The 10,916-nt window shown below is 63.5% G+C and carries 11 protein-coding genes and 5 pseudogenes; 6 read left to right on the top strand and 10 right to left on the bottom strand.

What is annotated here, in order from left to right:
• Window positions 1-319: 319 nt before the first annotated feature.
• Together NW75_RS07970 and NW75_RS07965 are read left to right on the top strand one after the other, a co-directional pair.
• The gene (locus NW75_RS07970) at window positions 320-1,219 is read left to right on the top strand and encodes an SDR family NAD(P)-dependent oxidoreductase (RefSeq protein WP_033964620.1); all 900 of its coding nucleotides are present in this window, start codon (window positions 320-322) and stop codon (window positions 1,217-1,219) included.
• 75 nt (window positions 1,220-1,294) lie between these two features.
• Window positions 1,295-2,326, top strand: coding sequence for a hypothetical protein (locus NW75_RS07965; RefSeq protein WP_033964619.1), 1,032 nt, complete (start codon window positions 1,295-1,297; stop codon window positions 2,324-2,326).
• Window positions 2,327-2,367: 41 nt separating this feature from the next.
• On the opposite strand, the gene NW75_RS07960 is transcribed toward NW75_RS07965, so the two are convergent.
• Entirely contained in the window at window positions 2,368-2,709 is a 342-nt protein-coding gene (locus NW75_RS07960) for a DUF2794 domain-containing protein (protein ID WP_033964617.1), read from the bottom strand.
• Window positions 2,709-3,385, bottom strand: a pseudogene (epsC, locus tag NW75_RS07955) (serine O-acetyltransferase EpsC). The gene NW75_RS07960 and the pseudogene epsC overlap by 1 nt, the downstream one beginning before the upstream one ends.
• Window positions 3,386-3,522: 137 nt before the next feature.
• Between epsC and NW75_RS07950 the strand changes: the two are divergent.
• Entirely contained in the window at window positions 3,523-4,302 is a 780-nt protein-coding gene (locus NW75_RS07950) for a sulfite exporter TauE/SafE family protein (RefSeq protein ID WP_033964616.1), read from the top strand.
• Window positions 4,303-4,309: 7 nt separating this feature from the next.
• On the opposite strand, the gene NW75_RS07945 is transcribed toward NW75_RS07950, so the two are convergent.
• Window positions 4,310-4,831 carry a carboxymuconolactone decarboxylase family protein gene (locus tag NW75_RS07945; protein ID WP_033964615.1) on the bottom strand — a complete coding sequence of 174 codons (522 nt, stop codon included), beginning with the start codon at window positions 4,829-4,831 and terminating at the stop codon, window positions 4,310-4,312.
• Between the two features lie 133 nt (window positions 4,832-4,964).
• Window positions 4,965-5,506: pseudogene (locus NW75_RS07940) on the bottom strand (peroxiredoxin).
• A 143-nt stretch (window positions 5,507-5,649) separates the two neighbouring features.
• On the opposite strand from NW75_RS07940, the gene NW75_RS07935 reads away from it, so the two are divergent.
• On the top strand, window positions 5,650-6,549 hold the full coding sequence (locus tag NW75_RS07935) for a hydrogen peroxide-inducible genes activator (RefSeq protein ID WP_033964614.1): 900 nt from the start codon (window positions 5,650-5,652) through the stop codon (window positions 6,547-6,549).
• 77 nt (window positions 6,550-6,626) lie between these two features.
• Window positions 6,627-7,241: pseudogene (locus NW75_RS07930) on the top strand (fasciclin domain-containing protein).
• Here NW75_RS07930 and NW75_RS07925 read toward each other — a convergent pair.
• From NW75_RS07925 to pgsA, 3 genes and pseudogenes are all read right to left on the bottom strand, one after another.
• Window positions 7,238-7,672, bottom strand: coding sequence for a molybdenum cofactor biosynthesis protein MoaE (locus NW75_RS07925; protein WP_033964613.1), 435 nt, complete (start codon window positions 7,670-7,672; stop codon window positions 7,238-7,240). The pseudogene NW75_RS07930 and the gene NW75_RS07925 sit on opposite strands and share 4 nt — an antisense overlap.
• A pseudogene (locus NW75_RS07920) lies at window positions 7,669-7,925 on the bottom strand (MoaD/ThiS family protein). Before NW75_RS07920 ends, NW75_RS07925 begins: the two are co-directional and overlap by 4 nt.
• A gap of 3 nt (window positions 7,926-7,928) precedes the next feature.
• Window positions 7,929-8,495, bottom strand: coding sequence for a CDP-diacylglycerol--glycerol-3-phosphate 3-phosphatidyltransferase (gene pgsA / locus NW75_RS07915; RefSeq protein ID WP_033964611.1), 567 nt, complete (start codon window positions 8,493-8,495; stop codon window positions 7,929-7,931).
• 123 nt (window positions 8,496-8,618) lie between these two features.
• Between pgsA and NW75_RS07910 the strand changes: the two are divergent.
• Window positions 8,619-9,909, top strand: a pseudogene (locus NW75_RS07910) (MFS transporter).
• A 32-nt stretch (window positions 9,910-9,941) separates the two neighbouring features.
• Here NW75_RS07910 and NW75_RS28185 read toward each other — a convergent pair.
• The 3 genes from NW75_RS28185 to rpmE form a co-directional block, all read right to left on the bottom strand.
• Window positions 9,942-10,109 carry a hypothetical protein gene (locus NW75_RS28185; protein ID WP_156142994.1) on the bottom strand — a complete coding sequence of 56 codons (168 nt, stop codon included), beginning with the start codon at window positions 10,107-10,109 and terminating at the stop codon, window positions 9,942-9,944.
• 108 nt (window positions 10,110-10,217) lie between these two features.
• Window positions 10,218-10,544: a PilZ domain-containing protein gene (locus NW75_RS07905; RefSeq protein ID WP_033964610.1), complete on the bottom strand. Its 327-nt coding sequence runs from the start codon at window positions 10,542-10,544 to the stop codon at window positions 10,218-10,220.
• 81 nt (window positions 10,545-10,625) lie between these two features.
• Entirely contained in the window at window positions 10,626-10,859 is a 234-nt protein-coding gene (rpmE, locus tag NW75_RS07900; RefSeq protein WP_033964609.1) for a 50S ribosomal protein L31, read from the bottom strand.
• Between the last annotated feature and the right edge of the window lie 57 nt (window positions 10,860-10,916).

Raw genomic sequence — 10,916 nt, 5'->3', positions numbered from 1 at the left:
GAACCCCGCTCCAGCGCCTTCCGCTGCGGCCCCGGCACCTGCCGCCCCCGAAAGCTATCCGTGGTGCTCGCGCACAGTCACCGACGGGTGCCGCGAACACTCCAACGCAGCCGGCGCGCGCCTGCACTCCACGCCGCGGCCAAACGCTAAATTTGAAATGACGGAAAGGTAGGCAGAAGGTCTGCCTCCTTTTCCCTTACGGCCGACGTGCGGAGCACCCGCACGTCGGCCTTTTCGTAAGTTCAGTATGGCGATCGTGGCTTGCACCGTGCGCGCAATCGCCTAGGACGCGCCTCAAATCACTTGGAGGAGTCCTGCTATGTCCATCCGTTTCGACGATAAGGTCGCCATCGTTACCGGTGCCGGCGGTGGTCTGGGCCGTGCTTATGCGCTTGAACTGGCGCGGCGCGGTGCGAAGGTCGTGGTCAACGACCTCGGTGGCGCGCGCGATGGCACCGGCCATTCCGACGCAGCGCTGAAGGTCGTCGAGGAAATCAAGGCGGCCGGCGGCGACGCGATCTCGAATGGCGGCAGCGTCACCGAATATGAGCAGATGGTCGAGATGGTCGCCAAGGCCAAGGAAGCCTGGGGCGGCGTCCATATCCTGATCAACAATGCCGGCGTGCTGCGCGACAAGAGCTTCGCCAAGATGGAGCCGGCCGACTTCAAGTTCGTCATCGACGTCCACCTGAACGGATCGGCCAACTGCACCAAGGCAGTGTGGGAAACGATGCGCGCGCAGAATTATGGCCGCATCCTGATGACCGCATCCTCGACCGGGCTGTACGGCAATTTCGGCCAGGCCAATTATGGCGCGGCCAAGCTCGGCCTTGCCGGGCTCACCAAGACGCTCGCGATCGAGGGGGCCAAGAACAACATCAAGGTCAACACGATCGCGCCGACCGCGGGCACGCGCATGACCGAGGACCTGTTCCCGGCCGAGGCGTTCGCTGCTTTCGCGCCCGAGAAGGTCGCCCCCGCCGCGCTCTATCTCGTGTCCGAAGACGCGCCGACCAACATGATCGTCGGTGCTGGCGCGGGCGTGTTCCAGGCGGCCTATGTCACGCTGACGCAAGGCAAGCTGCTGACCGGTGACGACCTGTCGCCGGAGGGCATTGCGGCGCACTGGGCGAAGATCACCGATCGCACCGGTGAGTTGACCCCGCAGAACGGCGCGGAACAGTCGATGAGCATCCTCAAGAAGCTGCAGGGCGGCTGATCGGCTTAGCGATACGCTGTATTGCTACAGTGACACACTTATGGTAATCCTCCTGCCGACAACAGGAGGATTACCATGTATAGCGAAAGCGATATCGACGGCGCGGTGACGGCAGGCGCGATCTCGCGCGACGCCGCCGCTGCGCTGCGCAACCACGTCGCCGCGCGGAGCGCGGTGCCAGCGGTCGACGAAGAGCACTTCCGGCTGCTGACCGGATTCAACGACATCTTCGTCTCGATCGCGCTGGCGCTGGTGCTGGTCGCGGTGGCGTGGATCGGCAAGTCGATCACCACGCCCCTGGCAGGTGCGCTGGTCGCGGTCGCCGCCTGGGCGCTGGCCGAATATTTCACGCGCGTCCGCCGCATGGCGTTGCCGAGCATCCTGCTGCTGCTCGCCTTTGTCGGTGGGGTCGCGGCGAGCTTGATCGGCGTAATGGTCGAACTCCATCCCGACCTCTCCAATCAGGTCAACGCCGCGATCGGCGCGGGGATTGCGCTTATCGCCACAGCGGCAGCCTGGGCGCATTGGCAACGGTTCATGGTACCGATCACCGTCGCGGCGGGGGCAGCAGCGGGCGTCGGCGTCGTGGTCGGTCTGACCTTCGCGGCCTTCCCGACGATGCAAGACCTCGTCTATCCGCTGGTGCTGGTGTGCGGCATCGCCGTGTTCACGCTCGCCATGCGGTGGGACATGTCCGACCGCGAACGGCGTACGCGCCGCGCCGACGTCGCCTTCTGGCTCCACCTCGCCGCCGCACCGATGATTGCGCATCCGATCTTTCACATGCTCGGCGTGTTCGGCGCGAATATCGACATCGGCACTGCGCTGATCGTGCTGGCGCTGTATCTCGCCTTCGCCTTCGTCGCCCTTGCGGTCGACCGGCGTGCGCTACTGGTGTCGAGCCTCGTCTACGTCCTCTACGCGATGTACGCGTTGTTCCAGAATGCAGGGGCAATCGAGCTTGCCTGGGCGTTCACCGGCCTCGCGATCGGCTCGGCATTGCTGACGCTGTCGGCATTCTGGCCAACGATGCGGCGGATAGTGATCGGCACGCTCGGCCATTTGGGCGAGCGTTTGCCCCCGGTCGGCACGATGGTCGCCGCCTGACCCCGCTCCAAACCCCGCTCGGCCGCGAGCGGGGTTTGTCGTCAGTCCACCACCTTCATCAACCGTCGTTCGACGGGGGCCAGCACCGGGCCCAATTCGTGCCCACGCTTCAAAACGAGGCCCGCTTCATTGACCAGCGCCCACATGCCTTGCCGGTTGCGCAAGGCCGGGCGCTTTTCGATGCGGAATTCGGGGCGCTCGGCAGCACGGCGAAAGGCGGCAAAGATCGCGGCGTCATGGCCCAACTCGATCGCATAGTCGCGCCACAGCCCAGCCGATACCATCCGTCCGTACAAATCGAGGATCCGCGTCAGTTCGACCCGCTCGAACCCGATCTGCGTCGGAACGCCGCGCGGGCTGGGAAAGGGCGTAACCGTCCCCATCAGGCGCGGTCACGCTCCTGATGGTTTTCCGCCAGCAATGCGTCGAGCCGCTTGCGCATCGTCTCCAGCTCACACCGCAGCAACTCCACGCGCTGCGTCGCCGGATCGAACATATCGCTGCACGGCGTGCCATAAGCGAGGAAGCCGGTCGCTTCTGCCCCCCCTCCACCATCGTCGCGCGCGCCGGGATACCGACCATCACCGCGCCTTCGACGACATCCTTGGTCACCACCGCATTGGCACCGACGCGAGAGCCCTTGCCCAGCGTGATCGGCCCCAGCACCTGTGCGCCGGAGCCAATGATGACATTGTCACAAAGGGTCGGATGACGCTTGCCCGCGACGCCATTGTCTGGGCTCGTGCCGCCGAGCGTGACGCACTGATAGATGGTGACGTTGTCTCCGATCTCGGCGGTTTCCCCAATCACCACGAAGCCATGGTCGATAAAGAAATTGCGCCCGATCGTCGCGCCGGGATGAATGTCGATCGCGGTCAGAAAACGCGAAAAATGGTTCACCGCACGCGCCAGAAAGAACAGCCGCGCCTTGAAAAGACGATGCGCGATCCGGTGGTACGCGAGCGCCCACACACCCGGATATGTGAGAATCTCAAGCCGCGACCGGGGGGCCGGATCGCGCGCCTTAATTGAATCGAGATAGGCGAGCAATCGTCCCATCGTGGCGGTGTCCCCTTATTATGGGAGATTATCTAGGCGCTCAGTCGAGCGAATAAAAGGACCAGTTCACCGCCGACCACGCCGCATAAATCCCTATCTACCTTGTGGGATTTGGGAAATTCCGCGAAAGTTCGCCGATGTTCGATCTCTCCTCATGGGATTTCACGGCGATCCTAGCCGTGATGCTGCCCTTCATTCTGGTCGGTTTTGCCGCACAGATGATCGATGGTGCGCTCGGAATGGCTTTCGGCATCATCAACAACACCTTGCTGGTGGTGTTTCTGGGCGTGCCCCCTGCCCTCGCTTCGGCCAGCGTCCATGCGGTCGAAACGTTCACCACCGCCGCATCGGGCGTAAGCCACATTCTGCATCGCAATGTCGATTGGCGGCTGTTCCGCCGACTGGTGATCCCAGGCGTGCTTGGCGGCATTCTGGGTGCCTATGTGCTGAGCACCATCGATGCATCGGTCGCGCGACCGTTCGTGATGGCCTATCTCGCGGCAATCGGGTTGTACCTGCTGTTTCGCGCCTATCGCGGCAAGGTCCACCCGCGCGAACCCAAGATCATTGAACCGCTCGGCTTTGCCGGCGGCTTTCTCGATGCGGCGGGCGGGGGTGGCTGGGGTCCAGTGGTGACCTCCAATTTGCTGGTGCAGGGGGCGCCGCCGCGCACCACCATCGGCACCGTCAACACCTCGGAATTTTTCCTGACCTCGACGATCTCGATAACCTTCATCACCACGATGGGGTGGAAGGCGTTCACGCTTCAGACGCTGGGCCTGCTGATCGGCGGGTTGCTGGCGGCCCCCTTTGGTGCTGTCATCGCCAAGCGCGTGCCGACGCGCCCGCTGATGGGGCTGATCGGCACGCTGCTGACCGCGACGAGCGCCTACTCGGTTTGGGCGGCGCTCGCCTGAACGACGTTTAATTGACGGCGGCGTGGACCGTCGCAACCGCTTTCATCACCGCACCGATCCGCACCGCGGTCTGGATCGCTTCGGCGGTGGCACCGGCCTTCTTGAGCACTTGCTCATGGCTGTCGATGCACATGCCGCAGCCGTTCATCGCGCTCACGGCAAGGCTGAACAGCTCGAAATCGACCTTGTCGATGCCCGGCGCACCGATCACATTCATGCGCAGCTTGGCCGGCATCGTCTGATATTCGGCATTCCCGGCGAGATGGGTGAAGCGATAATAGACGTTGTTCATCGCCATCACCGCCGCCGCCGCGCGCGCCGCATTCGCCGCTTCCGGGGTCAGCTTCGCGGCAACCTCGGCCTCGGTCACGTCGACCAGCGGCTTATAGCCGGTGGCGTGCGCGCAGGACAGGAACAGGCCATATTTTTGCTGGTCAGGCAAATGCGCCTCGTTGAGCAGCGAGCCGACGTTGAGACGAATATCCTTGGCGAAATCCGGGAGCGTCCCGGCGAAATCCTTAAGTGACATGATGTTTCTTTCTCGCTCCCCTCCCGCTTGCGGGAGGGGTTGGGGGAGGGCCTGACATAGAAAAGGGGCGCTCGACCTACGGTACGCCCCTCCCCTAGCCCCTCCCGCAGAGCGGGAGGGGAATTTTACCGACTTACGCCGCGATCTTCAGGACGTCGTCGCCCTTGTTCCAGTTGCACGGGCACAGCTCGTCGGTCTGCAGTGCGTCGAGCACGCGCAGCGTTTCCGCCGGGTTGCGACCGACGTTCAGGCCGTTGACCTGCACCGCCTGGATGACGTTGTCGGGATCGATGATGAAGGTCGCGCGGAACGCGACATGCTCGTTCTTGTCGAGAATGCCGAGCTGCGACGCCAGCACGCCACCGTTATCCGCCAGCCAGGGGAAATCCGCCGCGGCCAGATCGGGGTCGGACTTGCGCCAGGCGAGGTGAACGTGCGCGGTATCGGTCGACGCACCGATCAGCACCGCGTCACGATCTTCGAAATCGCCCTTCAGGCCCGCATAACCGACGATTTCGGTCGGGCAGACGAAGGTGAAATCCTTTGGCCAGTAGAACAGCACCTTCACTTGCCTGGGAACGCGTCCTGGCTGAGCGTTTCACCGGCGGGAAGCGCGTTGACGCCCTGCTGAACGGGAACCGTGAAATCGGGGAGCTTATCGCCAATGGTCAACATATTCTGGGCCTCCTAAAAATGGGGCCTCTTCTGGCATCCTCCACCGCAGCGCTTCTGCACCGTCTGTTGCACAGGCTCATATAGGGCCTGTTTTTATCGATCCAATGGGTTATTTACACGCTTCTGATCGAGTGGAGCGATAAATGGCGACCTATTTGCCGACCCTGAAACAGTTGCAATATCTCGCTGCCCTGCAGGATCACGGGCATTTCGGGCGTGCCGCCGAGGCGTGTTTCGTGACACAGTCGACCTTGTCGGCGGGGATCCGCGAACTCGAAACCCTGATCGGGGTGACCCTGGTCGAGCGCACCCGCCGCGTCGTGCGCTTCACCCCGCTGGGCGACCGCATCGCCGACAAAGCGCGCCGCGTGCTGCGCGAAGCCGATGAACTGGGCGACATGGCGCGCGCTGCCGGACGCCCCTTATCGGGGGAGATGCGGATGAGCGTGATCCCGACGATCGCGCCGTTCATGCTTCCGCGCATCCTGCCGCGGTTGCGGCGCGACTATCCCGACCTCAAACTCTTCCTGCGCGAGGAACCCAGCGGTGCCGCCTGTGAGGGCCTCCATCACGGGCGTGCCGATTGCGTGTTGCTGGCGCTCCCGTTCGCGTGTGGCGAGGTGAGCGCGCAGGTGCTGTTCGAGGATCGCTTGTTCGTGGCAGGCCAGCCGGGCGAGATGGGCAATATCGCGCGTGCGATGCCCTCTGCGGAAATCGACGAGACACGGCTGTTGCTGCTCGAGGACGGGCATTGCCTTAAGGACCATGCGTTATCCGCTTGTGCCCGGCCGGAATTGCGAGCCGAGGCGACGATGATGGGCACGTCGCTCCACACGATCGTACAGATGATCGACAATGGGCTGGGGCTCACGATGTTGCCCGAAATGGCGCTGAAGGCCGGCATCCTCGATCATACCGGTTTGGTCTCGCGCCCGCTCGATGCCGCCAATCCGGCGCGAAAAATCGCACTGGTCTGGCGACGCGGTTCGCCGCGGGAGAAAGACTTTCAATTGCTGGCGACGGCGTTGGCGGAACCGGCTTGACGAAACTATTCGGCCGCTCGACCGTAGTTTGGGGGAGCCTCCTGTAACAGAGGCTCCCTGATCCAGTGGAGAAACTGATGACGTTCAAGACCAACCTGTATCTGGCAACCGTTGCTGGCGCACTCGCCTTCGGTGCTGCCGCCACCGCACAGACCGCGCCAGCGGCTCCGGCAGCGCCCGCAGCCCCGGCAGCAGCCCCCGCGCGAACCCGACGGTCGGCGGGGCCGTAATGGATGCGACCAAGCCGATCGCTACGAACGCGGCCGCTGCCCCCAACCTCACCACGCTGGTGTCCGCAGTGAAGGCTGCAGGCCTTGCCACGACCCTGGCGGGCCCCGGCCCCTTCACCGTCTTCGCGCCGACGAACGATGCCTTCAGCCGCCTCGCGCCGGGCACGGTCGACACGCTGCTGAAGCCTGAGAACAAGGCCACGCTGGCCAAGGTGCTGACCTATCACGTCGTGCCGGGTACGCTGACGCTGACCGACATCCAGGCGAAGGTCACCGCTGGTGGTGGCAAGGCGGTATTGACCACTGTCGAAGGCGAACCGCTGACGATCGAGCTGATCGGTGGCGGCGTGCAGCTGACCGACGTCAACGGCAATAAGAGCTACATCGAAACCCCCCGACGTCGCCCAGTCGAACGGCGTCGTGCATGTCGTCAACGGCGTACTGTCGCCCAAGCTCGGCTAAAGCGTCCACCGCGCGGCGGCGGCATCGTCGCTGCCGCGTGGTTCTACCCAACGGGTCTCGTCGCCGCGTGTTTCCTTTTTCCAAAAGGGCGCGTCGGTCTTCAAGCGATCGATCAGAAAGGCGCAAGCCTCCAGCGCGGGCGCGCGGTGCGGTGCCGCTGTGCCGACAAACACCACCACATCCCCCGGTGCCATCGCACCGACCCGGTGCGTGATCCGCGCATCGATCAGCGCCCAACGCTCACGCGCTTCGTCCACCAGCCTCTGCAGGGCCGCCTCGGTCGCCCCGGGATAATGTTCGAGTTCCAGCGTCGCGACGCCGTCATCGGCGCGGACGAGGCCCACGAAGGTGGCGATGCCCCCTGCCCCGGCGGCAGACAAGGCTGCGAATTGCTCGGCGGCGTCGATGCGGGCAGGATCGACGACGATCATCCGCCGGTCACCGGTGGGAAAATAGCAACTTCACGCGCCGACCCCAGCACCGCGTCCAGCGGCACGAACACCTGATCGACCGCGGCGCGCAAGCGCGCCGGGTCGCGAAGGCCGCGCCGTGCACCGCGCTCCCGTTCGCCAGCCAGCCGATCAGATCGGCGACCGTCACGACGTCGCCTGGCGGGTCAACCATCTCGCCGCCACGTCCAATCCGTTCGCGTACCCACGCGAAATAGAGCATCTCGATCGCCACAGTTCAGTCCATATGCTTCAGGCCGACGCGCAGATAGTCCCAACCGGTGATCACCGTCAGCACCGCTGCGCCCCACAGGGTAACCAGGCCGACGTGCGCCACCCACGGGTAGAGCGGCACCGCGCCACCCAGAATCAACGCTCCCAGCGACACCATCTGCAGGGTGGTTTTCCATTTGGCGAGCCGCGACACCGGCACCGACACCTGCAATTGCGCGAGGAACTCGCGTAGGCCCGACACCGTGATTTCCCGCAGCAGGATGATCAGCGCGGCGATCTGATGCACGCCCTGGATAACCGCCGGATTGCCATCGCGGGTGCCCACCAGCAGCAGGATGACGGCCGCGACCATGATCTTGTCGGCGATCGGGTCAAGGAACACGCCGAGCTTCGACACCGTTCCGTTGGCCCGCGCGAGATACCCGTCGAAATAATCGGTGATGCCCATCAGGCAATACAGCACGAATCCCGCTGCATAGCCCTCCGCCCAGCCCGGCCACCACAGGAACCAGGCAAGCAGCGGCACCGCGACGATCCGCGACAGGGTGAGCAAGTTGGGTAAGGTCAGCACACACCCGCTCTACTCGCCCGATCCCGCGCGCGAAACCCCAACATGACAAGCGGGTTGCTGGCGCTAGCCCGGCTGGGCTATGGGCGGTCCTTATTTCGCGATATCGAGGCCTCGAAACACATCATGCTCAACGCGCTCGGCTTGCTGAAAGAGCGCCGATTTCTGCCCTTGTTCGTCACGCAGTTCCTTGGGGCGTTCAACGACAATCTGTTCAAGACGGTGATGGTTCAATTCGCCATTTACCGGATTTTCGCCGACCAACGGCTTGAGCAGAATTTCACGGCATTCGCGACCGCGCTTGGTATCCTGCCGTTTTTCTTGCTGTCCGCGCTTGCGGGGCAATTGGCTGACACGCACGACAAGGCCAAGATTATCCGGGTGGTGAAGACCGCCGAGATCGGCATCATGATCGTCGGGGCGAGCGGACTGATGATCGCCTGGGCGGGGTATACCACCGCCGGGCTGGTACTGATGCTGGCCGCAGTGCTGTTCCTCGGCGTGCACTCGGCGTTTTTCGGTCCGATCAAATACGCGATTCTGCCGCAGCATCTGCATGAGGATGAAGTGCTGGGCGGCACTGGTCTGGTCGAATCGGGCACCTATCTCGCGATCCTGATCGGCACCGTGCTCGGCGGGTTCATCGCCGTGCAGCATGCCGCGATCGTGGTACTGGTGGTCGCAGCGGTCGGCTGGATCGCATCGCTGCAAATCCCGCCCGCACTGCGCGAAGGCCGCGAACTGGTGGTGAGCTACAATCCCTTCACGTCGTCGTGGCGCTTGATTTCCGCGACGATGCACATCCGCCGCCTGTTCCTCGCTATCTGCGCGATCAGCTTCTTCTGGACGATGGGGGCAGTGCTCATCATCATCTTCCAGCCGCTCGCCAAGAATGTGCTGACGGCCGACAAACATGTCCTGACGCTGATGATCGCGCTGTTTTCGATTGGTGTCGCGGTCGGATCGGTGCTGATCAACGCGCTGCTGAAAGGCCACACCTCGGCGAAATATGCCCCTGCCTCGGTGCTGGCGATGGGCGCGTTTATCGTCGCTTTCTCGTTCCTCTGCCGCGACTGGCCCGCCGCACCGCACGGCACGCTGTACGACGTGATGACCTTTATCGAGATTCCCCCGCGCTGTGCTGGTGATTGTGGCACTGATGGGAATTGCGGTGACCGGCGGCATGTTCGTCGTTCCGCTTTACGCCTTCCTCACCACCACGGTGACCAAGGATCAAACCGCCCGCACCGTCGCCGCCAACAATGTCGTCAATGCCGGCGCGATGACCATCGGTGCGGTGGCGGTGCAGGGACTGGCGGTCGCCGGGCTATCGCCCGAAAACATGCTGCTGATCGTGGCGGCGATGTGTCCTGTATCGGCGTGGCTGGCGCAAAAGCTGCACCTCGCCTGCGACTGACGACCCAGCTCAAACGGCGGCGACTCGCCGCTTCAGAAAATGAACGTGTAGAAGCACACGAAGAAGGCTGTGAAGCTGAGCGCGAACAGTCTGATGTCGCCCTCATCGCGGACCCGCGCGCGCTCTACCCGCCCGGTTACGACGGAGCGGCGGAACGGGTGACGGGCGCTGGGCGCGGCGAGCGAGAGGGTCCGTTGCATGGCAACAGGTTAACGCCGCGTTTACGATTTCGACCAGTGCTTCTTTTGGTTAGCGGCGTCTAAATGCGGGACACCCGCGCAACGCGGCACCGCCCAGCCGTGAGCTGCTCAGACAAATTCGACGTTCGCGCCGGTCAATGCTGCAAAAGTGGTGTCGTCGAGCGGTTCCTGGAACTGGCAACCGGCTTCGAAATCATCGGCCCACACGATCGTGGCGATGACTTGCCCGATACGCGGCAAGGTCAGCCAGATCCTGGCACCCTTTTTCATCGGGGAATATGTGTGCAATTTGGCACCATGCAGCGACACGTTGGTCACCTTGCACAGCGCGCGATCGAATCCGCCACGACCCAGCTTTGCGTCAAGCGAGATCGGCGCACGCGGACTGCGGCGGCGATCGGTCTGGACGACAGGTTCGAATTCGGCGGCAATCATTTAACGTCCCTCCCCGCGAAAACCGCGAGGAGGGAAGAGTAGGCGACTATCGCTAATGCGTCGTTAACGACGCGAAGAAGCTTACTTCTTGCCGATCGACGACATCGCGCCGAAACGCTTGTTGAAGCGCGCAACCTGGCCGCCCGAATCGAGCATCGTGCCGCGACCACCGGTCCAGGCCGGATGCGCGAGCGGATCTATGTCGAGCGTCATCAGATCGCCTTCCTTGCCCCAGGTCGTGCGGGTCTGGAACTGCGTGCCGTCGGTCATCTGCACCGTGATGGTGTGATAATCGGGGTGAATGCCTTTTTTCACGTCGTAAATCTCCGAAAGGCCGCTGGTTACCGACCAGCAGCGAAGGCGCGGGCCCTA

Source organism: Sphingomonas sp. Ant H11, assembly GCF_000797515.1.
Lineage (GTDB): Bacteria > Pseudomonadota > Alphaproteobacteria > Sphingomonadales > Sphingomonadaceae > Sphingomonas.
Note: the sequence above shows the minus strand (reverse complement) of the source record. Positions and strands in the feature narration are given on the sequence as shown.

Excerpts from the sequence above, each read along its gene's own strand:
- NW75_RS07970 (WP_033964620.1), top strand. The coding sequence starts at position 320 with ATGTCCATCCGTTTCGACGATAAGGTCGCCATCGTTACCGGTGCCGGC.
- NW75_RS07965 (WP_033964619.1), top strand. The coding sequence starts at position 1,295 with ATGTATAGCGAAAGCGATATCGACGGCGCGGTGACGGCAGGCGCGATC.
- NW75_RS07960 (WP_033964617.1), bottom strand. The coding sequence starts at position 2,709 with ATGGGGACGGTTACGCCCTTTCCCAGCCCGCGCGGCGTTCCGACGCAG.
- NW75_RS07950 (WP_033964616.1), top strand. The coding sequence starts at position 3,523 with ATGTTCGATCTCTCCTCATGGGATTTCACGGCGATCCTAGCCGTGATG.
- NW75_RS07945 (WP_033964615.1), bottom strand. The coding sequence starts at position 4,831 with ATGTCACTTAAGGATTTCGCCGGGACGCTCCCGGATTTCGCCAAGGAT.
- NW75_RS07935 (WP_033964614.1), top strand. The coding sequence starts at position 5,650 with ATGGCGACCTATTTGCCGACCCTGAAACAGTTGCAATATCTCGCTGCC.
- NW75_RS07925 (WP_033964613.1), bottom strand. The coding sequence starts at position 7,672 with ATGATCGTCGTCGATCCTGCCCGCATCGACGCCGCCGAGCAATTCGCA.
- NW75_RS28185 (WP_156142994.1), bottom strand. The coding sequence starts at position 10,109 with ATGCAACGGACCCTCTCGCTCGCCGCGCCCAGCGCCCGTCACCCGTTC.
- NW75_RS07905 (WP_033964610.1), bottom strand. The coding sequence starts at position 10,544 with ATGATTGCCGCCGAATTCGAACCTGTCGTCCAGACCGATCGCCGCCGC.